The sequence below is a fragment of the Bhargavaea ginsengi genome, assembly GCF_900109165.1.
Taxonomy (GTDB): domain Bacteria; phylum Bacillota; class Bacilli; order Bacillales_A; family Planococcaceae; genus Bhargavaea; species Bhargavaea ginsengi.
This window is the reverse complement of the sequence record NZ_FNZF01000002.1, coordinates 406,448-430,920: the sequence shown is the minus strand read 5'-3', so window position 1 is coordinate 430,920 and position 24,473 is coordinate 406,448. Positions and strand designations below refer to the sequence as shown.

At 50.6% G+C, this 24,473-nt stretch carries 23 protein-coding genes; 16 read left to right on the top strand and 7 right to left on the bottom strand.

Annotated features, from left to right (window positions below):
• The first annotated feature begins 2 nt into the window (after positions 1-2).
• The 5 genes from BMX91_RS07330 (at position 3) to BMX91_RS07310 (ending at position 4,643) form a co-directional block, all read left to right on the top strand.
• Positions 3-458 carry an NUDIX hydrolase gene (locus BMX91_RS07330; RefSeq protein ID WP_092051608.1) on the top strand — a complete coding sequence of 152 codons (456 nt, stop codon included), beginning with the start codon at positions 3-5 and terminating at the stop codon, positions 456-458.
• 196 nt (positions 459-654) lie between these two features.
• Positions 655-2,391, top strand: a complete 1,737-nt coding sequence (locus tag BMX91_RS07325; RefSeq protein ID WP_092051605.1) for a carbon starvation CstA family protein — start codon at positions 655-657, stop codon at positions 2,389-2,391.
• Between the two features lie 39 nt (positions 2,392-2,430).
• Entirely contained in the window at positions 2,431-2,709 is a 279-nt protein-coding gene (locus tag BMX91_RS07320) for a cory-CC-star protein (protein ID WP_177168312.1), read from the top strand.
• Positions 2,710-2,722: 13 nt separating this feature from the next.
• Complete coding sequence (locus tag BMX91_RS07315; RefSeq protein ID WP_092051602.1) at positions 2,723-3,679, top strand: ArsA family ATPase; 957 nt, start codon at positions 2,723-2,725, stop codon at positions 3,677-3,679.
• Positions 3,660-4,643, top strand: a complete 984-nt coding sequence (locus BMX91_RS07310) for a zinc-binding dehydrogenase (protein WP_092051600.1) — start codon at positions 3,660-3,662, stop codon at positions 4,641-4,643. The genes BMX91_RS07315 and BMX91_RS07310 overlap by 20 nt, the downstream gene beginning before the upstream one ends.
• Positions 4,644-4,671: 28 nt before the next feature.
• Here the strand turns inward: BMX91_RS07310 and BMX91_RS07305 are convergent, their stop codons facing one another.
• From BMX91_RS07305 to BMX91_RS07290, 4 genes are all read right to left on the bottom strand, one after another.
• Positions 4,672-5,091, bottom strand: coding sequence for a DUF421 domain-containing protein (locus BMX91_RS07305; protein WP_245744319.1), 420 nt, complete (start codon positions 5,089-5,091; stop codon positions 4,672-4,674).
• Positions 5,092-5,335: 244 nt separating this feature from the next.
• Positions 5,336-5,941 (bottom strand): response regulator transcription factor, encoded by a 606-nt coding sequence (locus BMX91_RS07300; RefSeq protein ID WP_092051594.1) that lies wholly within the window; start codon positions 5,939-5,941, stop codon positions 5,336-5,338.
• On the bottom strand, positions 5,938-7,170 hold the full coding sequence (locus tag BMX91_RS07295; protein WP_245744318.1) for a sensor histidine kinase: 1,233 nt from the start codon (positions 7,168-7,170) through the stop codon (positions 5,938-5,940). Before BMX91_RS07295 ends, BMX91_RS07300 begins: the two co-directional genes overlap by 4 nt.
• Positions 7,170-8,231 (bottom strand): fatty acid desaturase, encoded by a 1,062-nt coding sequence (locus BMX91_RS07290; RefSeq protein WP_092051590.1) that lies wholly within the window; start codon positions 8,229-8,231, stop codon positions 7,170-7,172. The genes BMX91_RS07295 and BMX91_RS07290 overlap by 1 nt, the downstream gene beginning before the upstream one ends.
• Before the next feature lie 160 nt (positions 8,232-8,391).
• Here BMX91_RS07290 and BMX91_RS07285 point away from each other — a divergent pair, with 160 nt between their 5' ends.
• The 5 genes from BMX91_RS07285 to BMX91_RS07265 all read left to right on the top strand — a co-directional run bounded on the left by BMX91_RS07285 (position 8,392) and on the right by BMX91_RS07265 (position 14,510).
• Positions 8,392-9,342, top strand: coding sequence for a threonine ammonia-lyase (locus BMX91_RS07285; RefSeq protein WP_092051587.1), 951 nt, complete (start codon positions 8,392-8,394; stop codon positions 9,340-9,342).
• A gap of 136 nt (positions 9,343-9,478) precedes the next feature.
• Positions 9,479-10,750: an acetyl-CoA hydrolase/transferase family protein gene (locus tag BMX91_RS07280; RefSeq protein WP_092051584.1), complete on the top strand. Its 1,272-nt coding sequence runs from the start codon at positions 9,479-9,481 to the stop codon at positions 10,748-10,750.
• A gap of 107 nt (positions 10,751-10,857) precedes the next feature.
• Positions 10,858-11,298 (top strand): hypothetical protein, encoded by a 441-nt coding sequence (locus BMX91_RS07275; RefSeq protein WP_092051581.1) that lies wholly within the window; start codon positions 10,858-10,860, stop codon positions 11,296-11,298.
• 180 nt (positions 11,299-11,478) lie between these two features.
• Complete coding sequence (locus tag BMX91_RS07270; RefSeq protein ID WP_092051579.1) at positions 11,479-12,489, top strand: TAXI family TRAP transporter solute-binding subunit; 1,011 nt, start codon at positions 11,479-11,481, stop codon at positions 12,487-12,489.
• A 68-nt stretch (positions 12,490-12,557) separates the two neighbouring features.
• Positions 12,558-14,510 (top strand): TRAP transporter permease, encoded by a 1,953-nt coding sequence (locus BMX91_RS07265; RefSeq protein ID WP_092051577.1) that lies wholly within the window; start codon positions 12,558-12,560, stop codon positions 14,508-14,510.
• Between the two features lie 165 nt (positions 14,511-14,675).
• On the opposite strand, the gene BMX91_RS07260 is transcribed toward BMX91_RS07265, so the two are convergent.
• The 3 genes from BMX91_RS07260 to BMX91_RS07250 all read right to left on the bottom strand — a co-directional run bounded on the left by BMX91_RS07260 (position 14,676) and on the right by BMX91_RS07250 (position 18,215).
• Positions 14,676-15,296, bottom strand: coding sequence for a hypothetical protein (locus BMX91_RS07260; protein WP_092051575.1), 621 nt, complete (start codon positions 15,294-15,296; stop codon positions 14,676-14,678).
• Positions 15,297-15,543: 247 nt separating this feature from the next.
• A complete protein-coding gene (locus tag BMX91_RS07255) occupies positions 15,544-17,241 on the bottom strand; it encodes a M3 family oligoendopeptidase (protein WP_092052176.1) in 1,698 nt (565 codons plus the stop codon).
• Between the two features lie 149 nt (positions 17,242-17,390).
• The gene (locus BMX91_RS07250) at positions 17,391-18,215 is read right to left on the bottom strand and encodes an STAS domain-containing protein (protein ID WP_177168311.1); all 825 of its coding nucleotides are present in this window, start codon (positions 18,213-18,215) and stop codon (positions 17,391-17,393) included.
• Positions 18,216-18,392: 177 nt separating this feature from the next.
• Here BMX91_RS07250 and BMX91_RS07245 point away from each other — a divergent pair, with 177 nt between their 5' ends.
• From BMX91_RS07245 to BMX91_RS07220, 6 genes are all read left to right on the top strand, one after another.
• Entirely contained in the window at positions 18,393-19,385 is a 993-nt protein-coding gene (locus BMX91_RS07245; protein WP_092051570.1) for an NAD(P)/FAD-dependent oxidoreductase, read from the top strand.
• Positions 19,386-19,399: 14 nt separating this feature from the next.
• Complete coding sequence (locus BMX91_RS07240; RefSeq protein WP_092051567.1) at positions 19,400-19,672, top strand: hypothetical protein; 273 nt, start codon at positions 19,400-19,402, stop codon at positions 19,670-19,672.
• 130 nt (positions 19,673-19,802) lie between these two features.
• Positions 19,803-20,762, top strand: a complete 960-nt coding sequence (gene trhO / locus BMX91_RS07235) for an oxygen-dependent tRNA uridine(34) hydroxylase TrhO (protein WP_092051564.1) — start codon at positions 19,803-19,805, stop codon at positions 20,760-20,762.
• Positions 20,763-20,880: 118 nt separating this feature from the next.
• The gene (locus tag BMX91_RS07230; protein ID WP_092052172.1) at positions 20,881-21,705 is read left to right on the top strand and encodes a DUF368 domain-containing protein; all 825 of its coding nucleotides are present in this window, start codon (positions 20,881-20,883) and stop codon (positions 21,703-21,705) included.
• A gap of 86 nt (positions 21,706-21,791) precedes the next feature.
• The gene (locus BMX91_RS07225) at positions 21,792-22,466 is read left to right on the top strand and encodes an SOS response-associated peptidase (RefSeq protein WP_092051561.1); all 675 of its coding nucleotides are present in this window, start codon (positions 21,792-21,794) and stop codon (positions 22,464-22,466) included.
• 182 nt (positions 22,467-22,648) lie between these two features.
• Entirely contained in the window at positions 22,649-24,448 is a 1,800-nt protein-coding gene (locus tag BMX91_RS07220) for an ATP-binding protein (RefSeq protein ID WP_177168310.1), read from the top strand.
• Positions 24,449-24,473: the final 25 nt, after the last annotated feature.

The window sequence follows — 24,473 nt, the reverse complement described above, 5'->3', positions numbered from 1 at the left end:
GGATGGGTTACATTGAGGAAATTAGGAAACTTACGGGAAGCCGGCCGCTTCTGCTTACCGGCGTCGGGGTAGGCGTGTTGGACGACAAGGGCCGGGTTTTTCTGAAACAGGGCTTTGACGGGCGCTGGGGCCTCCCAGGAGGGTTCATGGAGCTGGATGAAACTGCGGAGGAGGCGGGGCGTCGGGAAGTACTTGAAGAAACGGGCATCGAAATTGACGGACTGACTCTCGTGACGGTCGTTTCCGGTCCACAGACATTCTCCAGATTGGAAAATGGAGATGAGTATTACTCCGTAACGATCGTTTATGCAGCACATGCATCAGGAGACCAGGAACCTAAGCCGGATGGCAAGGAAACTGCAGACGCCAGGTTCTTCCTGCCGGATGAGCTGCCGGAAGGGCTGAACCAGTTAATCAGAGAACAGATTTTCCAATATTTGAGCACAATTGAGAGATGACGGGGAGGCAGCCCCGTCTTTTTTTAATGAGAAACTCAGAAATATATCCGATAGCTTTGAATAAACGGAAATTTCAATTATAATGTACACATATACATAGAATACAAGACAAAGTAAAGTAATTGGGGTTTCCGCCTCTGCGGCAGATTGCCGTCAGCGGGTTCCATATAACTATTTCAAAAAGGGGGTAAATCGTTTGAATGCAATTCTGGTTGCTGTGATCGGGATGATTGTTTTTGCGCTTGGTTATCGCTATTATTCAAAGTTTGTCGCGGAACGCATCTTCCGTCTCGATCCGAATTATGTCACACCGTCCCACAAGTACAAGGACGGCGTTGACTTTGTCCCGACAAACAAATTTGTGCTATGGGGACACCACTTTACGTCTGTCGCCGGAGCGGCCCCGATACTCGGGCCGGCAATTGCCGTTTATTGGGGATGGCTGCCCGCATTTTTGTGGGTAGTATTGGGGACGGTTTTTGCGGCAGGTGTCCATGATTTCGGGACGCTGGCACTGTCTGTCCGGAACAAGGGGCAGTCCGTCGGAACCATTGCGGACCGGCTGATTGGACAGAGAGCAAAGATGCTCTTTTTGTTCATCATCCTGATCCTCGTCCTGATGGTCAACGCAGTATTTGCCTGGGTCATTTCCAATCTGTTCATCAAGTACCCGGCAAGTGTAATTCCTGTGTTTATCCAGATTCCGCTGGCGGTCTGGATCGGTTATGCCGTATATAAACGGCAGAAGAAGATGCTTATTCCTTCGCTGATCGCGCTTGCGGTCATGTATATAACGGCAATTATCGCGAGCCAGGTAAGCTGGCTGCAGGTGGATTTGGTATCCATGATGGGGGGAGAGGAAGGAGCAGGGCTGTTCGGTCTGGGTGCCGTGTCGTCAGCCTTCTTCATCTGGATCATCATCCTCATGATCTATGTGTACATCGCCTCGACACTTCCGGTCTGGAAGCTTCTTCAGCCGCGTGATTTCATCAACTCCCACCAGCTTGTTGTCGGACTCGGTATTTTGTATCTGGGCCTGATTTTCACAAATCCGGAGATCACGGCTCCGGCTGTCCATGCTGCAAATGATGTTTCCTGGTTCCCGCTTCTGTTCATCACCATTGCGTGCGGGGCGATTTCCGGGTTCCACGGCCTCGTGTCTTCAGGAACATCGTCAAAACAGTTGGATAAAGAAACCGATGCCCGCTTTGTCGGCTATCTCGGAGCAGTCGGTGAGGGCATCCTTGCGCTGATCTCCATCCTGGCTGTCGTGACGCTGTTCCCTAGTGCGGCGGCATTTACAGAAGCCTACAGCAGCTTTGGAGCGGCAAATGCCGGCGGCCTCGGCAACTTTGTGGAAGGTGCGTCCAGCCTTGCGGGAGGCATCGGCATCCCCGCAAGTGTGGCGACAACGATTGTCTCCATCATCATTATCAGTTTTGCAGCAACGACGCTGGACTCTTCCGTCCGGCTGATGCGCTACATCATCGCCGAAATTGGCATGGAGTACAAAATGCCGGTACTTTCCAAAACTCACGTGGCAACGTCCGTGGCCGTCCTTTCCAGTGCGGCACTTGTCCTGATCCCCAAAGGGCCGAATGGCTTCGGATCAGGCGGATATCTGCTTTGGCCGCTATTCGGCACCGCAAACCAGCTTCTTGCCGGCATCAGTCTCATGCTGATAGCAGTCTGGCTCAAAAAACTCGGCAGAAACTATATGGTCGCACTGATCCCGATGATCTTCCTCCTGTTCATGACGCTCATTGCCATGTTCCAGCAGGTGTTCTTCGAATGGTCGATGTGGGGCACCAACTCGAATATGCTGCTGTTCGTTTTCGGAGCGATCATTTTCGTGTTTGCAGTCTGGATTATTCTCACTGCCTTTAATGTCCTGACGCGGGGCATCGACCGAAAACTGCCGGTGGAAGACTGATGTGAGGAACGGGGGCCGTCGGAACGGCCCCTTTCTTTAATGGAGGTGGACCAGATCGAACTGTCAGAAAAACTCAAGAAACTGATCCGATATTATGAGGAAGTCATCAGTCTTCCCCATAAGCGGGAAATAGCGGCGGAACTCCGGGATGAGGATGATCTTTTCCTGCTTCTTCTATACTCCGAGATGATCGGCATTCCTAATCCAGTCTATTACTACACACTGGAGCTGTACCCTTACATGATCGAGAAGTTCCATGACTGGCACCTCCGGATGGGAATGGAGAAATCCCCGCTTACCGGAATCCGTTGCTGCTAAAGGAGGGATCTGAATGGACGTGTTAAATAAGGAAGTTATTTTCGTGGGAGGAAAAGGCGGTGTCGGCAAGTCCACCTCGGCTTCGGCCATTGCACTGAAGTCCGCTGCAGAAGGACACAGGACCCTCCTCGTCTCCACCGACCCGGCACATAACACCGGGGACATTTTTGGGAGGAAACTGGACGGGGACATCACCGACGTATCAGAACGCCTGTCCGCGCTGGAAATCAATCCGGACAGGGAGACCGAAAATTATATCCGAACCGTGAAGGATAATTTGAAAGGAATTGTCCATTCGGGCATGGCCGACGAAGTCAATCGGCAGCTGGACACGGCAAAGGCGTCTCCCGGAGCAGATGAAGCAGCGCTGTTTGACAGGCTCGTCACCATCCTCCTCGAGGAGAGGGACGGGTTCGACCGCATCATATTCGATACTGCGCCGACAGGGCATACTATCCGGCTTCTGACATTGCCTGAGCTAATGGGTGTCTGGATTAGGGGATTGCTTGAGAGACGGAGGAAAACGAACGAAAACTATTCGGCGCTGCTGAATGATGGAGATCCTGTTGAAGACCCCATCTACGATGTCCTGCGGGAGCGGCAGGACCGTTTTACCCGAGTAAGGGAAATCCTTCTTAATCCCGACAAGACAGGATTTATCTTTGTGCTGAATCCCGAGCGGTTGCCGATCCTTGAAACCGAGAAGGCAGTAACGCTCCTGGGCAGCCACGACCTTCATGTCCGTACACTCATCATCAATAAGGTTCTGCCGGAAGAAGCGGACGGGGAGTTTCTCCGGGAACGCAGGGAGCATGAACGTGGTTATTTAAATCAGATTTCAGAAACTTTTCGGGATCAGGAGTTAATCTCAGTACCCCTTTTCCCGAGGGATATCGCATCAATGGAAGATTTGGAAGCATTCAGTCAACATTTTAAGGCAGGTGGACCAATTGAAGGCATTCGTTTATGAAATGGGAACGTGGAAACTGAAAGAGATGGAAGATCCGGTCGCAGGACCGGGGGAGGCGGTCGTCTCGCTGAAAGTGTCCGGACTGAACCGGCGGGACCTCTACATTCCTGGACGCCTCGGGCCTGACAAGGAAGCGGTCGTCATCGGGTCGGACGGAGCGGGTGTCGTCAGCCAGGTCGGGGATGGAGTGACTCGGTTTGGCGAAGGGGATGAAGTCATCATCAATCCCGCTCTTCGATGGATGGAGCAGTCAGCAGCGCCTCCCGCAGAGTTCGATATCCTCGGCATGCCGGACAACGGGACGATGGCGGAGAAAATCGTGATTTCTGCAGATCAGCTGGAACCAAAACCCTCTGGGCTGTCATGGGAAGAGGCTGGCGTCCTTTCACTTGCAGCCATGACCGGATACAGGACGCTTGTGACACGGGGTCAGGTCAAAGCCGGCCAAACGGTGTTCATCCCGGGAGCGGGTAGTGGGGTGGCGACTTATCTTATCCAATTTGCCAAAGCACTCGGCGCCAGGGTACTGGTCTCTTCCAGGAGCGCGGACAAGCGCAGCCGGGCGGTCGAAATCGGTGCAGACCGTGCCATTGACACGAATGCGGACTGGAAAGAAGAGCTGAAGGAGGAAAACATCGATCTCATTATTGACAGCGTTGGGGAAGCGACGTTCAACCGTTCGCTCGAGGTGCTGAAAAAGGGCGGTCGCATCGTCACGTTTGGTGCAACAACTGACGACCATATCCGTTTCGACCTGCGTTCCTTCTTCTACGGACAGTATGATCTGCTCGGTTCTACGATGGGTAACCGGGAAGAACTGCGTGATCTGCTGAAGCTGATGGGGGAAAAGGATATCCATCCGATCGTCGATTCGGTTTATCAGCTGGCAGACATCCGGGACGCCATGGAAAAACTCGAGAACAGCACACAGTTCGGGAAGATAGCCATACGCATAGCGAATTAATTGACGGCATGAAAAAGACGCAGGCCTCTTAGGGGACCGGCGTCTTTTTCATGCCGTTAACATCTGTGAGCGTATCGGAAACAGCTCCCTGGCTGCTTTTTTTGATCACAGAGATGTCTCCATTCGTTTCCAGAACGACTGCTTCTACTTGTTCAAGTGAGGCAATCCCTTTTTCGCGAACGCTTTGCAGAATTTCAGTTTGATGTACCCGTGTCCTCCTCATGGCTTCTTCACGGAAGGTGCCGTCTGCATAGAGAGCTTCAGGAGACCCCTTGATCAGGTCTCTGGCAGCTTTCCATCTCAGTGTAAGCCATGACACCAGAAACTGGAGAAACAGGAGCAGCCCCAGTGCAGTAATCCCACTCGCGAGAGGTGTCTTTTTGTCCAACAGGGTCGTCGCCAATACTGAACCGATTGCAATGGTCACGACGAAGCCGAACATGTTCATTTTGGAAAGAGACCGCTTTCCTGAAACTCTAAGAAATATTATTAGTACTGGATACGAAATGACTCCTGTGACAAGAACTCTGCCGATGGCATTCCAACTGTCAAAAAACAACTGTGCGCACCTCCCTGTCTATTAGGCGTTTACCACGGAAGGTCACCTGAAAACCTTTCTGACAAAAATCAAACCGGCAACCGGATGCAATTAAGCATCCGGTTGCCGGTAAGGATTCAGAGGCTAGGGGAAATCACTTTCCACGGAACCATCCGTTTTCCCGGAACCTGGCAACGGCTTCTATCCTGTTAGCGGCATTCAGCTTGTCGAGGATGGTGGAGATGTAGTTCCGGACGGTGCCCGTCGTCAGAAACAGGGCCTCCGCGATTTCTTTTGTTTCTTTGCCTTCGGCGATCAGTTCCATCACTTCCGCTTCCCTCGAAGTGAGGGGATTCGGATTGCTGAAAGCCATGTCGACAAGCTCCGGGGCATAGATTTTCCTGCCGTCCACAATCGAACGTATCGAGTCGGCAAGCTCTTCGCTTGGGCTGTCTTTCAGGAGATAGCCGTCGACATGTGCATGGCGGGCCCGTTCAAAATAACCGGCCCGGGCAAATGTTGTGAGGATGATGAACTTACAGGGATGATCTTTCAGTTCTTCCGCTGCGTCCAGTCCCGTCATGACCGGCATTTCGATGTCCATGATGCAGATATCGGGATTTTCCGCCCGGACTAGCCGCACTGCCTCGGCACCGTCTGCGGCCTGACCGACGACTATCATATCTTCTTCAAGATCAAGCAGGGAAGCGAGCGCGCCAAGAAGAAGGCGCTGATCTTCCGCGATCACAATCCTGATCATCCCATCTCTTCCTTTCTCCCTTCCTGGATTACATCAGGCACCTCAATCTGAAGCAGGGTACCGCCGAGCGGCCCCCGTCCATCCACAATCAGTGTGCCATTAACGAATTCAAGGCGTTCCTGCATTCCGCGGAGACCATTTCCCCGAACCGGCTGTGTACCTATACCGGTTCCGTCATCGCTAACTTCCATCCGGATGCCCGAACCGGTTTCAGCAAGACGGATCATGCAGTTTGAGGCACTGCTGTGACGGACGACATTTGTCACAGCCTCCATCAGGCACATACCCAGCACGTCATCGATCAGGGGGCCGGGATCGAAATTGTCCATGCTATTTTCGATGGTGATCCCGATATCAGCCGCGTCAAGAATTTGTGTAGCTCTGGCGAGTTCGATCTGGAGAGTCGTGCCGCGCATGCCTGAAACCAAGTCCCGAACTTCTTTCAATGCAGTCCTCGCCGTCTGGCGGACATCGAGCATTTCTTTTTCTGCACGGTCCGCATCCCTTCCGGCAAGTCTTGAGGCAAGATCACTCTTCATCCCGATCAGCGACAGTTTTTGTCCAAGCGTGTCATGGAGATCCCTTGCGATGCGCTGGCGCTCCTCGTGAACAAGAAGTTCGCCGATCAGGCGGTTGGCATCTTCAAGTTTCTCTTCAAGAACTTCCTGGCGGTGCCGGCTGTATTTATGGAATGGGATCAGGATAACGCCGATCACCGACATGATCAGGAACGAATATTGTGTCCTGAAGATTTCCGGTTCGGTGAAGATGACCAAAACAAGCGCGGCGACGGATGCCGCAATATTAAACGAGTAGAACAGGAAGAACGGTGTCCGTCTCCTTATTTCCCCGATAAACAGGGCAAGGAACAGGAAAAAGTAGATGTAGCCGAATGCCACGGTCAGCGTGAAACTGATCAGGATCTCGAAGGTCAGACAGGTATAGCGGACCCCTGTATTCTGGATAAAAGAAAATTTGTAGGCCACCAGGAAGAGCGCGAACAAAATGATTCCGATGCCGATTTCTCTTGCTGACATGGTCCTGAAGATGAAAAAGAACGGCATGGCCAAAAAGAAAATCCATGCGTAAATATTGAACCATCGGTTTTTGGGATACAGTTGATACCATTTCTGCACGGATGCCTTCAGTCCCATCAGTCTGTTTTCTGCATTATACCAGACTCCGGAAATGCGGACAGCCGCACCGGGTTGTTCCGGGCGGCTGTTCATTAGGATTTCCTCGCATCGGGCTTTGGCCGGCTCATGGCTTCGCCCAGTGCGGCGCGTGTGCGTGCCGGCGCGGAGGTCTTCAGTTCACGGAAAGTGATAAATCGCTTGTTCGCTTCATCAAACAGCTTAAAGCGGAGTGATTCAAGGCTTGTTTTGAGTGTGATGGTCGTCGCTTTCTGCAATGGCTCGACAGACTCATGGGCTTCTTCAAGCTTGTAGTTCGGAACGCGCGGCGCAAGGTGGTGGACGTGGTGATAACCGATGTTGCCCGTGACCCACTGAAGCACGAGCGGAAGTTTATAGTAGGAACTTCCGTCAACGGCAGCTTTCACGTAGTCCCATTCCGATTCATCTTCAAAATACGAATCCTCGAATTGATGCTGGACGTAGAACAGCCAGATTCCGAGCATCCCGCCCACAAACATGATCGTTCCATGGATCAGGAGGAATGCTTTCCACCCGACGAGAAGAGCGGTGACGGTGTAGATGACAATGACCGCCACATTGATGAACCATGTATTGCGGCGTTCTTTTGGCTTGGCATCCTTACGGTTAAAGCGTCCGGATACAAGGAACAGATAGAGAGGCCCGAACCCGAACATGACGATCGGATTCCGGTAAAGCCGGTAGCCGAGTCTCTGAAGCGGTGTTGCAGCACGGTACTCTTCAACGGTCATGACCCAGATATCGCCTGTTCCGCGCTTGTCGAGATTGCCGCTCGTCGCATGGTGGATCGAGTGCTCGCGCTTCCACTTTTCGTAGGGGAACAAGGTCATGATTCCGGTGATCGTCCCAAGAGTATCATTGGCTTTCTTGTTCTTGAAGAACGAACCGTGGGTGCAATCGTGGAAAATGATGAACGTCCTGACGAGAAAACCTGCAGCAATTACAGACAGTCCGACCGCAAGCCAGACTGACACTGACAGGCTCATGTAGGCAAGTGCCCAAAGAATGAAAAACGGAGGAATCGTATTGAGGATCTGGATGATGCTGGCCTTCTTATCGGTCGTTTCAAAGGGCTTGACGCTTTTTCGGAGCTGAATCGTTTTTTCTCTGCTCATAATTGCCTCCCGATCGTAATGATGTTAACTCTAGGTTACCCGGAAGTGTATTCAGAAAACAGGCACATGTGTAAACAGTTGCGCATGACAACTGTCATGGTTGCCCTGCCGATTACAGGGAACGTAAACTATATATAGGAAGATATCAGGGGGGATGACAATGATCGGGATGGACAAGATCAGGGAAGCGGCTGAAGAAATTGGTGGCATCGTCCACCGCACACCGGTGCTGACTTCAATGAGGCTCAATGAGCTGGCGGGCAATGAAGTATATCTTAAGGGAGAACATCTGCAGAAAACGGGATCGTTCAAGATTCGAGGGGCATCGAACAAAGTTCTGAAGGCCGTCCGCGGAGGAGCCAGCCATGTAGTGGCGGCATCCTCGGGCAACCATGGTCAGGCAGTCGCCTATATTGCCGGGAAATCAGGCATACAGGCGACAATCGTTGTGCCGGAAGATGCCTCGCCTGTGAAAATATCAGCAATTGAAGCATACGGAGGCCGGGTGGTCCGGTGCGGACTGACTTCGGCAGAGCGGATACCGGAAGCACTCAGGATAGCAAAAGAGAGCGGCGGCGTTTTTGTGCCTCCATACGATGACCCGGATATCATCGCGGGGCAGGGGACTACAGGCATGGAGATCATCTCTCAGGTTCCCGGCTGTGAAGCGATCTTTGTCCCGGTTGGAGGCGGGGGACTTGCAGCCGGCGTTGTCTGTGCTGTAAAACAGCTGAACCCGGATATCCTCGTAATTGGCGTGGAACCGGAAATGGCGGACGACACGAGGCGCTCCCTGGAAGCCGGAGAGCGAATTGCTATCGGCCCGACCGGGACAATTGCAGATGGCCTGCGAACGTCGATTCCCGGTGAACTGACCTTCCCGATTTTGCAGGATCATCTTGATCTCCTCATCACGGTTTCGGAAAAAGAAATTGCGGCTGCTTGCACATTCCTTTTCCAGGCATCCAAACAGGTGGTGGAACCGTCTGGTGCAGTTTCCGTCGCCGGCCTCCTGTCCGGAAAGTCTGGCATAGCCGGCAGGAAAACGGCTGCGGTGTTATCGGGAGGAAATGTTTCTCCACAAGGTTTCACGGAAATACTGAAAGCCTGATTGAAGACGGTTGGCTGCATATCGGCCAATTGTTCGGCAGTTGAGTGACAACAGGACGCCGGAGATAATGATACAGCCCAGCTGTGGTACGATCATGATGATGAAACAGTCAAACGGATTGGAGTGAGACAAACCTATGACTAAAGAAATGACAGAGCAGGAATTCCTTTCATTCATTAAGCCAGGAGATGACCTGGTTGTTCCGATTGCAAACGGTGAACCGATCAACCTCCTTGATATTCTCGAGGCGCATGCTGAAAGTTTTGAAGGCGTAAGGATCCACCAAATGCATGTGATACGGGAACGCCAATACATCAACGGAGCATTCAACGGAAAGCTGAACCACGTGTCCTACTTTTTAAGCGGGGCGACACGAAAAGCCTACCATAACGGAACCATCGAACTGGTGCCGAACAATTTTTCGGATGTCCCTTACCTGCTGAAACGGACAACCAAATTGTCGATGGTTTTGGCAAAAGCATCGCCGATGGATAAGCACGGCTACTTTTCGCTCGGGACGAATGCGGACTATGTCGCGGAGTTTATCGGGAAGGTACCATTTGTCCTCGAAGTGAACGAAAACATGCCGAGAACATTTGGTCAAAACCAGATCCATATCAGTCAGATCAGAGGGTATATCCGCGATAATTCACCATTGGTACAGGTGGAAGCCCCTCCTGTCACCGAGAAGGACATCGCGATAGCCCAAAGAGTCGTGGAACGCATCGAAGACGGTGACACCATCCAGGTTGGCATCGGCGCCATCCCGAATGCTGTCTTGTCCAGGCTGAAAGATCACCGCCACCTTGGCATCCATACAGAAATGCTGACGAACAGCGTCGTCGATTTGTATAATGCCGGATCGGTAGACGGGACTAGGAAGACGACGAATCGGGGGAAAATCGTCTGCACATTCGCGCTCGGCGACCAGAAACTCTATGACTTTCTCAATGACAACCCGGGCGTAGAATTCCAGCCGGTCCATATCGTCAATAATCCTGCGAAAATTGCGCTGGAAGATCAGATGGTCTCGATCAATGCATCAACTGAAATCGACCTATACGGCCAGGCGGCTTCAGAGACGGTAGCCGGAAAATATTATTCGCTTAGCGGCGGCCAGGCCGACTTTGCAAACGGCATCCGTTTTTCCAGGAACGGAAAGGGCTTTATCTGCCTTCACTCCACTGCAAAAAACGATACTCTGTCACGCATCAAAGTGGCGCTCACACCCGGTTCTGTCGTGACTACATCCAAGAACTCGGTCGGATCGATCGTTACAGAGTATGGGATTGCCGACCTGTACGGACAGCCATTTTCTGAAAGAGCCCGCCGGCTCATCTCCATCGCTCATCCGAACTTCAGGGAAGAGCTGGAGTTTGAAGCGAAAAAAGCCGGTTTCTTTATCTGACATCAGGGAGAGAGCAACATGGAATATAGAGATCTGCAGCCTTACATGAAGAATGCAGGGGTGGGGGCGTCCGCGGTTACCCCGATCAAAGCGGGCGATAAAGGGGAATGAGTGTTTACTATCAACTGATTTTGTATTTGCATGTCTTCAGCGCGGCACTTTCGATCGGACCGTTTTTTGTCCTCGTTCCGTTGATCGGAAGGATGAAGGTTGCCGATCAGGCCGCCCTGGGTGTCCAATTGGCGGTTTTCCAATCGGCGGTGCGGATTGTGAAACATGCGGGACATCTTCTTGTTTTGTCCGGCGTCCTGCTGATTCTTTCCTCCGGGTACATGTGGACGACCTCTTGGGTGGCCATGACGATTTTGGTCATGCTTGCCTCCATCGTCTTTTTGGCACGGGCATTTAAGCCGGTCATTATGGAACTTAAAGAAGACGGGAAGGATCGTGTGCGTCTGCTGAGGATCCTGAACAGAAAACTTTGGATTTATATTCTGCTGCTGATGCTCATGCTTTACTTTATGGTCGTCAAACCAAGTTTCTGGTAACAGAAAGCGGGCCGGTGCAGTACTTAATCTCACCAGCCCGTTTTTCTTTGTCGAATCTATTTCGGAAAGCGTTTTCAGTAAAATATTGCAAATGTGTTAGAAGATTCATATAATTAAAGAAGAACTTCTCTGTGCAGTCACCTGTGGGATGCATATCCATCACATAAAGGGGGATGACCAATGAAAGGGAAGAGATTTTGGCAGGTGGCGGTGCTAGTGGTGAGCCTGCTGGCACTATCGGCTTGTGGCGGTGAGAGTAGCGGTGGAGGAAGCGGTGCAAATATCGCAATCGGCCCTCCTGCCAGCGCAACTAATGGACTTTCTAAAGTGATTTTTGAAGCGTACGGCTTGGAAGAAGGAGACTACAAAGAATTTCAGGAAGGATTCGGGGATGCTGCTGACGGCGTGCAAGATGGGAATATCGACATCTCGATCGGGATTCTAGGCCTGCCGGCTGCCAGCATCGAAAATCTTCAATCGGCGGCTGGAGACGTCAAACTGATCAGTCTAACTGAAGAAGCAGTCACCCATATTGAAGAAAACACACAATACAAAGCGATGACAATCCCAGCAGGCACGTATGAGTTCCAGGAAGAAGATGTTCAAACCGTAACGGCATACGCCATCCTTATGGCAAACACGGACACAATTGATGAAGAAACCGGCTATCAGATCACGAAAACCATGATTGAGAAGGCAAGTGAAAACACCCATGCCCAAGCAAAAGAAATGACACTTGAAAATGCCCTCAAAGGATCGGAAGGGCTGCCAATCCACCCCGGCGCAAAGCGCTATTATGAAGAACAAGGGCTGACCGTGGACAATCCAGTGGCAGAAGTTTCTGCTGACGGATCCAAGAATGAGCTGATTCTGGGAACAGGAAGCCAGGGTGGGACCTACTATCCGCTCGGCGGAGAAATGGCGACTATCTGGAATCAGACCATCGACGGCATCAACATCACTAACACAGAGACTGGGGCATCGATTGAAAACATGGCAACAATCCGTGATGGGAATATGGATTTGGGGATGACCGTTCATGAGACCGCCCTGTTTGCGGTGAACGGAGAACAGGACTTTGCGGACAACGAAGTCCCAAATGCGGCATTCATCGGCCATATTTATCCTGAAGTTGTCCAGATTGTCACGAGAGAAGCAAGCGGCATCAATGGCTTTGAAGATCTGAACTAAGATAGGGGGAGGCAAAGAGGAAGGGTCGTCTCCCTCTTTGTCTTTTTTCTTGGAAGGAGGACGAAGGGATGGGAAGCAATGAGCAACAGGTAGATGCACGTGAAATGCTGGAAAAATACGATAAAGAAAGCCACGTTCGAACAAATCTCGGAAAATGGGCATGGATCGTTACTTTTCTCGGGGTTTCATTGACAGTTTTCCATCTCTATACGGCTTATTTTGGAATGCTGCCCTCGCAAAAGCAGGGCGCGGTCCATTTAGGGACAGCTTTGGGCATCATCTTTCTGCTGTTTCCTGCAAAGGCCGGTCTTCAGAAAAAGCAAAACAGCGTTCCGTGGTATGATGTCATTCTTGCCTTCGCCGCCATGTATGTCACCTACCATAAAATCATCTTTTTCGATTCAATTCTGCAGAGCAGGATCTCCGGATACAGTACACCCGATGTCATCATATCGGTGGCAGGGATACTTCTGGTGTTGGAAGCAACCAGGCGTACTGTCGGACTTCCTATTGTCATTGTCGCTTCAGTGATGATCGCCTACGCGGTATTCGGCAAATACGTTCCGACTCAGATTCTTTCCCATGCAGGATTTTCATTCGAACGCACTGCCACGAATCTTTGGTACAGGGAAAGCGGTGTATTCGGGACGCCAATCCAAATCTCCGCGAAATTCATTTTTCTATTCTTGTTCTTCGGGGTTATGCTGGTCCATACGAAGATCGGACAATTCTTCAATGATATTGCCTACTCATTGACCGGCAGATTTACAGGGGGAACGGCCAAAGCCGCAGTAACGGCTAGCGCGCTCCAGGGGATGATCTCCGGAAGTTCTGTCGGCAATACTGTCGCATCCGGTTCGTTTACGATACCGATGATGAAGAAATCCGGTTTCAAACCAGAGTTTGCAGCTGCAACGGAAGCTTCTGCATCCACTGGCGGTCAAATCATGCCGCCGCTCATGGGTGCCGCTGCCTTTATCATGATGGAGTACCTTGGAGTCCCGTATACGGATATCATGGCAGCTGCCGTCATTCCGGCGATTCTTTATTTTGCAGGGATATTTATAGGTACACACTACGAAGCGAAGAGGCTAGGGATCAGCGGGATGCCGAAAGAGCAGTTGCCGATTTTTAAACAGCTTCTGCTGAAAAACGGTTATATGCTCGTGCCCCTTGTCGTCATCATCGGCACAATCCTTATCGGCTTTACTCCGCAGCGCGCCGCCCTGTACGGGATTTTATCTGCCTTTTTGGTGAGTCTGATCAGAAAAGACACCCGAATGTCGCTGCGCGGAACGGTCAGGGTGCTTGAGGAAGGTGCACGCGTGGCACTTCCTGTCATCGCTGCGGTGGCGACGGCAGGCATCATTGCCGGAGTCGTCAGCATGACGGGGCTCGGATCCAAATTTGCTGCGGGGATCATCGCGCTTGCCAGTGGATCTCTCATACTGGCACTTATCTTCACAATGATTGCCTGCATCGTTCTCGGAATGGGCCTTCCGACAACAGCCAATTATGTAGTGACCGCGACAATCGCAGCGCCCGCACTGATCAATGACTTCGGCGTTGCTCCTATTGCGGCTCATATGTTTGTCTTTTACTTTGGCATCGTGGCGGACATCACACCGCCAGTTTGCCTGGCGGCCTACGCAGGTGCCGGCATTGCGAGGGCCAACCCGTTTAAGACAGGTGTCACAGCCGTGAAACTTGCCATTGCGGCATTCATCATTCCTTACATTTTTGTCTATAACCCGATGTTGGTCGGCGTTGATACTACGCTTATCGGGATATCGATCGCCATCTTGACTGCACTGATTGGTATGGCAGGAGTGAGCAGCGGGCTGATAGGTTATTTCGTCGGCCCGTCCAGTTGGTGGGAGCGGCTGCTTTTGGTCATCGGAGGATTGTGTTTGATCGATCCGGATATGATCACCAACATCATTGGAATTTTGGTGATCGCAGCAATTTGGGCTGTTCAGAGAAAAAGGGAGTCTGAGAACCGGCCGCCACGTCTTGCATAAACGTAGAAATAACGTAGGAATTATATGAAGCAAAAAGCCCAATAACCATTGGCATGCATAAAAGCTCCCGTCAATCAGATCTGACGGGAGCTTTTATGCGTATTATTTATCATCGCGTCTGCAGACTGTTAGTCGATAAATTCCCCAGGCTAGATTCCATCGCCATTACTGGGACGAATCGCCGGATACTGCGAAGTTGCCTTTGAATCCAACAAAATCAGCATTGTAGTGAAGGGAATCGAACTGCTCTTTCAGGTCTTCAAGAGCCGGTTGCGCACCGTTGTCGGCCAACTCGGAACTCATATCTCCCGCAAGACGCATCACTCGTGATTTCGCGCTATCAAGCGTTGTATTGTGAAGTTCTTTCGGCTCTTCAAGATAGTCTTCGATGTAATCGATATACGTGTTCATGTTGTCGTCGATTTCACCAGCAATCTTCTCAATTTCCTTTTCCGTTTTCGACTCGCCATTCAGCTCGAAGGCAGAAGTGAAATCCGTGTAGGCGCTTATGGCTTCCTTCACTGCTTCCTCATCTTCAACTGATCCATTTTCGATTGCCACTTCCACATTGCGGTTTAGGAGACCAGTGTGTTCTGCGATTTCCGACATGAAGATACTCGTGTCGAGAAGAAAGTCCTCGCTGTATGCATCAGGCGCATCAATGTCAGCCGCTTTTTTATAACTTTCCGCATCAGCAGATACATCTTTGATATCCGCTGGTTTTGTTCCGCATGCTCCAAGAAACAGCGCTGCGGCAGCACCCATGGCAATCCATTTTTTATTCATTGGATGACCCCCTAAATTATTTATTTTCATAAGTTATCATAAAATAACAATTATCAAAAATGAAGGATATTTTGTTCGTTAATCGAAGTAAATTTCTTCATGCAAATCTGATAAGTCTGACGTGTGATTTATTCCAGTGGATCTTCAGGAATTGAAAAAAAACTGCAGACAAAGAGAAAAGCCACTCACTTTGTCTGCAGTCTGAGGGCAGGCCTGCTGACCTGTCCTTTTTCTTATCTACTCACACTTAAAGTGCCTGATCATCCACAGAATCCAGCCATTCGGTGATCGGTCCGATGACGGATTCGATGCAGCCGTCTTCGAATGGGGAAATCAGATTTGCTTCCCTGACCAGTTCTGTGAACGGCAAGGAACCTCCCAGGCGGCAAAGATGCAGGTAATCCGCCCACGCCGTTTCATGCTCTTCCCGGGATCGCTTCCAGAACTGGAGCGCGCAAATCTGGGCGAGACAGTAGTCGATGTAGTAGAACGGCACTTCATAAATATGGGCCTGGCGCTGCCAGAACCCGCCTTCTTCAAGATACTCGAAGCCTTCGTAATCGCGATGGGGGAGATACTCTGCCTCAAGCCTCTTCCAGGTTGCTTTACGTTCTTCCGGTGTCATTCCCGGATTTTCATAGATGAGATGCTGGAATTCATCGACGGCTACACCGTATGGCAGAAATAGCAGTGCAGAGCTGAGGTGGCTGAACTTATACTTCTCGGTGTCTTCTTTGAAGAACTGTTCCATCCATGGCCATGTGAAGAACTCCATGCTCATCGAGTGGATCTCGGCACCTTCACTCGTTGGCCAGATATACTCTGGCACCCCGATTCCCCGGCTGGAGTAGACCTGGAATGCGTGACCCGCTTCATGGGTGAGGACGTCGATATCATCGGATGTGCCATTAAAGTTCGAGAAGATAAACGGGGAGTCATAGTTATCGATAAACGTGCAGTAACCGCCGCCTTCTTTTCCTTTTTTGGCGACGAGATCCATCAAGTCCCGATCCATCATGAACCGGAAGAACTCCGAAGTCTCCGGTGAAAGCTCATCATACATCTTTTTTCCGTTTTCGATGATCCATTCCGGATCGCCCTTCGGAACAGCATTTCCGGTGACAAAGTTCAGTCCTTCGTCATGGAAGGTGAGGCGGTCCACGCCAATCCGGGCTGCCTGACGTTCATATAACCGGGTAGCAAGAGGTACGATGTGCTGCTTGACCTGTTCACGGAAGTTTTTTACCATCTCCCGGTCATACCCAATTCGGTTCATCCTCAAATACCCGACTTCCACGAAATCCTTGTAGCCAAGGATCTGGGCGATTTTATGGCGGACCTCGACCAGTTTCTGATATATCCCATCGAACTCATCCTTGTGACTGCTGAAAAAGCCGAACCGTGCTTCATTGGCGGCTTTCCTAACTTCCCGGTCTGTTGACTGTGCATAGGGGCCGAGCTGGGCCAATGTCAGTGTCTTGCCGTCGAATTCGATTTGTGCCGAAGCGATCAGCTTCGCATATTCGGAAGCCAGCTTGTTTTCCTGCTGGAGAAGAGGGATGGCATCCGCCTTGAAGGAGCGTATTTTCTGATCGGCGATGGTGAACAGCTGCGTTCCCCATCGCTTTTCAAGCTCTTCCCTGTACGGACTTGCAATCAGTGCTTTATAGAAAGCAGTATTTAGCTCATCAAACTCGGGGCCGATTTCATTGAAGTAATCCCGTTGCTCTTCGTAATACGCATCACTTGTGTCGATGGAGGATCGGATATACACCAGATTAGATGCTGTGGAGAAGTCATCCGCCAGGCGGTTCATTTCCCGGATTTCCCGGTCCTGTTCATCGGCGGAAGCAGATTGCCGGAACTGTTCAAGATGCTTGTGCCATTCCGCCTTGAGTGCTTCCATCTCCGGCCGCTTGTATTCGTAGTCTTTGAATGTGGTCACCAAAACCACTCCCTTTTCAAAAATAGCCCTCTATTCTATTTTTGATTAGTGCGGCCCGATTTGCAATGGCAATCGGCGGAGAATTGTGAAAATCGATTCCGTTACAGAAAAGCCCTCCCGCTCCGTCGGGAGGGAAGGGCAGAAGCCGTTCAGCTGTACCGTTCAAGTGCATTCATAAGAGTAGCCTGTGTCTTGATGCCGCGGAATTCGATTCCGAGCTGGACGGCGGTCTGTGCGATTTCCGGACGGATGCCTGACAGGATGGCTTCCACGCCGATCAGCCGCAGTGCGTCGATCAGCTGGAACAGCTGGTGAGCTACCATTGTATCGACGATCGGGACGGCAGAGAGGTCGATAAAAAGCATGTCCAACTTTTGAGTTGCGGCCTGTTCCAGACCGGTTTCAAGAATAATCCGTGCACGGTATGTATCGATGTCTCCGACAAGAGGGAGGATGCCGATACCGCGCTTTACCGGAATGACGGGACTGCTCAGCTCGGTGATCATCTGCTGCTGGGAAGTGAGAATCTTTTTATGGGCATCTTCAAAATGGCGGGCGAAGTTCTCCATGATAAAGTCAAAGGCATCATTGACGATATTGCTCCAATAAAAGGCGTCTTCAATGGAAAAACCCTGTTTCTCCGAAAGAATATAGTTTTTGACGCTGTTCCAGTAATCTCCCCGGATCAGGCGGAACTGCGCAATGGTCTCATGCATAGTCACACCGCTTTTAACCCAGTGGGAGGCGACAGCTTCCGACCAGTTATCGATATGTAGTTTAAAGTCGTTGTTGTCTTCGATGAAAATCCGGCTGACGGTTTCGATCAGTTGGTCGTGTTGAATGTGCAATTTGCCTTTTTCGTCGGATCGGAACACTGATTCCTCTCCGCTGCCGGTGCTCCGTTCAAGCCATTCATCTGCCATCTCTTCTTTTTTGCTGATGATATACTCGTAGATGTCCTCCCGCTTTCCCACATTAAAACAACCTTTCTGCAATGATTTTCCGATATTTTTCATCCGGTTTCTATTTTAAAGCAAGGCAGCAGTGGATGCACGGGAAAAGTCAAAGCAATGTGTTTTCTAATGACGCGGGTTACCGTTATAATGTGTACTGAATAGAACTCTCAGCCGCAACTGAAATAGGAGTGAATAATGTTGGAAAATGAACATGAAGTTTTTGATATAACGATTATTGGTGGAGGACCTACAGGGCTCTTTGCCTCATTCTACGCAGGAATGCGCGAAATGAAAGTCAAAATTCTCGATAGCCTTCCACAGCTGGGCGGTCAGCTTTCTGAGCTGTATCCGGATAAATATATCTACGATGTCGGCGGCTTCCCAAAAATCCTTGCAAAAGATCTGGTTGCCAACCTGGAGGAACAGGCTAAATACGGCAAACCGGAAATTTGCCTGGGTGAGACTGTACTCGCAGCAAATCGCGATGGGGACCTGTTCGTCATTGAAACGGACAAAGGTGTTCACTATTCACGCACGGTGCTGATCACCGCGGGAGTAGGAGCCTTCCAGCCCCGCAAACTCAACGTCCAGGGGGCAGAAAGCTTTGAGGGCAAGAGTTTGCACTATGGCGTCAAGGACCTTTCCAGCTTCCGGGGCACTGAAGTGCTGGTATGCGGAGGAGGAGACTCCGCGGTGGACTGGGCAATGATGCTCGAAGAAGTTGCGGATAAAGTAACGCTTGTCCATCGGCGTGAACGATTCACGGCCCACGAAACAAGTGTCACAAAACTCCATGAATCGACCGTCGAAGTGAAAACCTCGCATAACGTGAAGATTCTGCAGGGAGAAGAGGGCAAGCTGAACGAGGTCGTGCTCGTCAGCAAGGAAGGCGACGAGACAAATCTCCATGCTGACCATGTGATCGTGAACTATGGAAACGTCTCTTCGCTCGGTCCACTCAAGGAATGGGGACTTGAAATGGATAAAAACTCGATTCTCGTAAACACTAAGATGGAGACCAATATCGAGGGGATCTATGCGGCCGGCGATGTCACAACTTATGACGGCAAGGTCAAGCTGATTGCGGTCGGTCTAGGCGAAGCCCCAATCGCCATCAACAACGCAAAGGCCTACCTTGATCCGAAGTCCCGTGTCCAGCCGCTCCATAGCACATCCGTATTCAAATGATGGAGCAGCGGGCAGTGGCGGCCATCCGCTGCATCCGGACTGAGCGGTCGATCCGCCGTCTGCAGCAGCGGACAGAGCAGGTGGAGTATGACCTCGTACTTACCGAGAATGCCGTGATCTCCTACGAGCGTGATTTTCCTCTTGTAAAAGTTTGGGACATGAGTGTCCGTGCCGTAGCAGTACGGTGCTGGTTCCTGTACCTGCATACGGATGAGGGTGTGTTCGCCTTCCGGACGGAAGAGTCGCCCGATGTCTTTATCGATAGGTACAGAAATATGAAAACATGATGAATTACAGGCCCGCGGACCATCTCCGGGCCTGTTTTCCGTTGATTTCCGCTACACAATCGGCGGAGATTTTGTTATATTGGTGTGTGGCATTTTTAAACTTAAAGGAGAAAGGGAATGGTGTCGGATTATGGGAAAATTCACACACAGAGTCCTCTTGTACTATAAATACGTGCCGATCGAGGATCCGGAAACATACGCACAGGAGCACCTGGAGTTTTGCAGGGAGCTCGGGCTGAAAGGCCGCATCCTCATCGGGGCAGAAGGTATAAACGGAACTTGCTCAGGCACAGTGGAACAAACACAGAAATACATGGATGCGATGCATGCTGACGAGCGCTTCAACGACTTGGTATTCAAGGTGGATGAAGCGGAAGGCCATGCTTTCCGGAAGATGCACGTACGATATCGAAATGAAATCGTCAACCTGAGCCTTGAAGAAGATGTGAATCCGAATGAACTGACCGGCGAGTACCTGGAGCCGGCAGAGTTCCTTGAGCAGATGCAGCGTGACGATGTTGTCGTCCTTGACGCGCGCAACGACTATGAATATGACCTCGGACATTTCCGCGGTGCCATCCGGCCGGAAGTGGAAACATTCCGCGAGCTGCCGGAATGGGTACGTGATAATCGCGAAAAATTTGAAGGCAAAAAGATTTTGGCATACTGCACAGGCGGTATCCGCTGTGAGAAATTTACCGGCTGGCTGAAACGTGAAGGCTTTGAAGACGTGGCTCACCTGCACGGTGGTATCGTTACTTACGGAAAAGACCCTGTCGCAAAAGGGCAGCTGTGGGACGGCCAGTGCTATGTGTTCGACAACCGCATCGCTGTTCCGGTCAACCAGGTTGAGCACGTCGTCGTAGGCCGTGATCATTTTGATGGGACACCTTGCGAAAGATATGTCAATTGTGCAAACCCGGAATGCAATAAGAAAATCCTGGCCTCTGAAGAAAACGAGCTTCTGCATCAGCGCAGCTGCTCCGACGAATGCCGCGAGCATCCGCGAAACCGCTATTTCCTGGAAACAGGGATGACGGAAGCGGAGTGGCAAGAGAAAGTGGACGCTCTCAAAGCCCAACAAGCATAATGCACAGACCCGCATAACGATGCGGGTTTTTTATTGGGATAGATAGGTAGCCCGGGTTAATGCGGTTGCCATGTTATAGTAGAGAAGTTGATTTAGATTTGGAAGGATGGAATGGATGATGGAATGGAGAAACATTTACCGTGGCCTTATGATGGGCATCAGCGATCTGATTCCCGGGGTAAGCGGAGGAACCATTGCGCTGATCCTCGGAATATATGATCGTTTGCTGCTTGGAATCAGCGGGTTCTTCAGCAGGGACTGGAAAAAGCATCTTTTGTTCCTGGCGCCTCTCGGGGTGGGGATCGGAGCGGCTCTGTTGCTGTTTAGCCGACTAATTGATTATTTGCTTACTTATCACATCGTGCCGACACAATTCTTTTTTATCGGCTTGGTACTCGGTGTGTTGCCTTTTCTGACTAGAGAGGCTGGGATGTCACGGAATTTTAGGGCTGGTCACTACGTGCTGCTCATCACAGTAGGAGTCGCACTTGCAGCCACCGCTTTCCTAAATCCCGCAGAATCTGAACCAATACGTGAACTGAATGCTTCCAATGCCATTGGCCTCTTTTTTGCCGGGTGGCTGGGCAGCATGGCGATGCTCCTGCCCGGCATCAGCGGTTCGTTCATCCTGCTGCTTCTTGGAGCTTATTCCACTGCAATCGCGGCACTGTCCGACCTGAATCTGCCGATCATCGCGGTGATCGGTGCAGGAGTCGGTGTTGGCTTCATCATCAGCAGCAAGGTCATCCACTATTTGCTCAATAAGATTCCTATCGTGATGTATTCCATCATCATCGGCCTGATCGCCGGTTCGGTGTTTGTCATCTTCCCGGGGCTTCCTGCGGACTTTTTGACAGGGACCATCAGTCTTATCACGTTCATAGCCGGGCTCATGTCTACGGCAGCCATAGGTAGGGCTGGAAAAAAACACGAAGTCCACTGAATACTGAAGAAAACGGCCTGTGCGCTTGCACAGGCCGTTCTTTTTTTGTATAACGGATAAAAGCGATTGTTCGGGAGGGTTTTACGATGTGTGGAAGGTTTACTTTGTATGTCCCATATGGGGAACTGGTTGCCCGGTTCGGAATCACCCGATCATTCGAAGAGGTGGATTTTAGTCCGAGCTACAACATCGCTCCGACGCAACAGGTGGTTGCAGTGATCAGCGACGGCCGGGAAAACAGGATGGGGAAGCTGCGCTGGGGACTTGTGCCAGGTTGGGCGAAAGATCTGAAAATCGGCAGCCGGATGATTAATGCGCGTGCGGAAACCCTGTCGGAAAAACCTAGTTTCCGGCAGGCTTTCGAGCGGCAACGCTGCATCATTCCTGCCGATTCGTTCTATGAATGGCAGCGGGAGGGAGACATCCGCAGGCCGATGAGGATCAGGCTGAAGGATGAGGAGGTTTTCGGCATGGCGGGACTATGGGAGACTTGGATTTCTCCGAACGGCGAGAAAGTCCATACATGCACAGCCATCACAACCCGACCGAACCGTCTGATGGAGAAGATTCATGACCGGATGCCCGTCATTCTGGAGAAGTCCGGTGAAGAGGAGTGGCTGAATCCGGACAACCGGGACATCGAATCACTGAACCGTCTGCTTGTCCCTTACGATGCGGACAGGATGGAGGCCTATGAGGTCTCTTCGGCCGTCAATTCTCCGAAGAACAATAGTCCTGAACTCATTGTGCCGTTTTGCTGAGAAACACGGCTCCGGACAATACATGGGATAGAAACACTTTTGTATACGCTGAATTAAACAATAATTCTTCTAATAATTACAGAATACTAGTATAATATGCATAACTGCTTGACAGAATAGTGAGGCTTTGGGTCCGGAAGGGAGACTAAGGTTCGACTTTTTATATGAGAGTGGGTTGTCCAATGGAAAATTTAAGTCTTTCTACTTCAAATAGCACTGGTTATTTATACTTTATCGTTCATATCGATAGCGGAACTTACTATGTTTGCAAACCAGAGGAAACTGCGCCTCTCAGGCCTCCATCCCCTCAAGATCTATCTGTGCATGATACGGTCCATGTTCGCGATATTCCTCTTTTCTTTGAAAGGATTCGCCAAGCTCATCGAGGAGAAGAATTCGTTCCATTTTCCATCAGAAACAGAGATGAATTTTATGATCCGCTTTATTTGGAAAACGCAGAACGCCTTGATGAACATCACGTTATGATCAGAACCTTTCATATCAAAAAAACTGCGTCATTTATTTCCGTACCGATGAAAACCACAGGTTTCATGAGTCCGCTTTTTGAATATATGGATGAAGCGGCGGTCATTCTTGAACCGGATGGAAGCATAAGGGGCTTTAACCGGGCATTTACGAAGGAATTTGGTTGGACGAGCGAAGACCTGGGCGATAGTATTTTAAGTTTTATTCCTCACGAAAGAACAGATGAATTTGAGATGGTCCGTGCACGTCTGCTTGCCGGTGAGCATTTGGTCAAATATTTCACGGTCCGTTTAAACAAAAGTGGCGAACGCATTCCTGTCACCATCAGCGCGTTTCCTGTATATGACGGAGATGGTGAATTGTCTGCTACCTGTGCCTTATTTATTTCTCAGGAGTCTTCAGCTGCAACTCAATCCCTGATCCGCCTGCAGGAACGGATCATCAAGGACCGCGACCAGCTCATTGTCGATATTATGGAAAACATGGACTTGGGTATTGCTCAATATGACTTTATCCTAAATCGTTTTATCTATCTCAGTCCGGCAATCAGAGGCTTATTTGAGGTGGAGCTAAACGAAATCTATGTTGATTCCCTTGCGTTTCAAAAATATATCCATGCCGACGATCGGGCAAAAATGGCAGATGTGCTCTGCAATCCGGATTCAACGGGTGAAATGGAGTTCCGGGTTGTTGTGCCTGGAAAGGAATTGAAATGGCTGCGGACTAAATCGGTGCCGATTCGCGACAATGACGGCCGGGTTGTCCGGCTAATTGGATTCACTGAGGACGTTACCAGACAGAAATTCTCGGAACAGATGAATCTGAAATGGGAAAAGCTAGGCATGGTCGGTCATTTGGCCGCCGGCATTGCCCATGAAGTGAGAAATCCTCTGACAGCTGTGAAAGGTTTCATCCAGCTGATCGACGAAACCGGTTCTGCCGATGCATATAAAGACATTGTTGTAGAACAACTGGATCGCATTGGAGAAATTGTCGATGAGTTGCTGATGCTGTCAGATCCCCATCAGGAAGACGAAATGAGATTGGCTGACCTGACAAATGTTTTGTCGGATCTTATCATTCTTCTCAAAGCGGAAGCCCGGGTGCATAACTGCACAATCCGATTTAATATTCCGGAAGGGCCGCTGCCGGCCATCTGCAAATCGGATGAGATCAAGCATGTCATTATCAATCTGGTTAAAAATTCATACGAAGCCATGCCGGGTGGCGGTACGGTTTATCTCTCGGCCTGGGACAGCGGGGAAGGGCCGATCATCGAAGTCCGGGATGAAGGCATCGGCATTCCGGAGGACCGGCTGCCGCTTTTAGGGGAACCTTTTTACTCGAACAAAGAAAAAGGCACCAGCATGGGCCTTATGAAGAGTTTTAAAATCCTGGAACGGCACGGGGGTTCGATCGAGTTCGAAAGTGAGGTAGGGAAAGGGACAACGGCAAGAATCCGATTGCCGCTAGATTCAGAGACTTCTATTTCGTGAGTGTAATATAATGTTTTCGTTTCTT

Bases quoted from the DNA above. Each gene is read 5' to 3' on its own strand.
- BMX91_RS07300 (WP_092051594.1), bottom strand. From the start codon at position 5,941: ATGATCAGGATTGTGATCGCGGAAGATCAGCGCCTTCTTCTTGGCGCG.
- BMX91_RS07285 (WP_092051587.1), top strand. From the start codon at position 8,392: ATGATCGGGATGGACAAGATCAGGGAAGCGGCTGAAGAAATTGGTGGC.
- trhO (WP_092051564.1), top strand. From the start codon at position 19,803: ATGGGAAAATTCACACACAGAGTCCTCTTGTACTATAAATACGTGCCG.
- BMX91_RS07305 (WP_245744319.1), bottom strand. From the start codon at position 5,091: ATGAACATGTTCGGCTTCGTCGTGACCATTGCAATCGGTTCAGTATTG.
- BMX91_RS07280 (WP_092051584.1), top strand. From the start codon at position 9,479: ATGACTAAAGAAATGACAGAGCAGGAATTCCTTTCATTCATTAAGCCA.
- BMX91_RS07230 (WP_092052172.1), top strand. From the start codon at position 20,881: ATGGAATGGAGAAACATTTACCGTGGCCTTATGATGGGCATCAGCGAT.
- BMX91_RS07245 (WP_092051570.1), top strand. From the start codon at position 18,393: ATGTTGGAAAATGAACATGAAGTTTTTGATATAACGATTATTGGTGGA.
- BMX91_RS07225 (WP_092051561.1), top strand. From the start codon at position 21,792: ATGTGTGGAAGGTTTACTTTGTATGTCCCATATGGGGAACTGGTTGCC.
- BMX91_RS07220 (WP_177168310.1), top strand. From the start codon at position 22,649: ATGGAAAATTTAAGTCTTTCTACTTCAAATAGCACTGGTTATTTATAC.
- BMX91_RS07270 (WP_092051579.1), top strand. From the start codon at position 11,479: ATGAAAGGGAAGAGATTTTGGCAGGTGGCGGTGCTAGTGGTGAGCCTG.
- BMX91_RS07265 (WP_092051577.1), top strand. From the start codon at position 12,558: ATGGGAAGCAATGAGCAACAGGTAGATGCACGTGAAATGCTGGAAAAA.
- BMX91_RS07320 (WP_177168312.1), top strand. From the start codon at position 2,431: ATGGAGGTGGACCAGATCGAACTGTCAGAAAAACTCAAGAAACTGATC.
- BMX91_RS07295 (WP_245744318.1), bottom strand. From the start codon at position 7,170: ATGAACAGCCGCCCGGAACAACCCGGTGCGGCTGTCCGCATTTCCGGA.
- BMX91_RS07290 (WP_092051590.1), bottom strand. From the start codon at position 8,231: ATGAGCAGAGAAAAAACGATTCAGCTCCGAAAAAGCGTCAAGCCCTTT.
- BMX91_RS07260 (WP_092051575.1), bottom strand. From the start codon at position 15,296: ATGAATAAAAAATGGATTGCCATGGGTGCTGCCGCAGCGCTGTTTCTT.
- BMX91_RS07315 (WP_092051602.1), top strand. From the start codon at position 2,723: ATGGACGTGTTAAATAAGGAAGTTATTTTCGTGGGAGGAAAAGGCGGT.
- BMX91_RS07330 (WP_092051608.1), top strand. From the start codon at position 3: ATGGGTTACATTGAGGAAATTAGGAAACTTACGGGAAGCCGGCCGCTT.
- BMX91_RS07275 (WP_092051581.1), top strand. From the start codon at position 10,858: ATGAGTGTTTACTATCAACTGATTTTGTATTTGCATGTCTTCAGCGCG.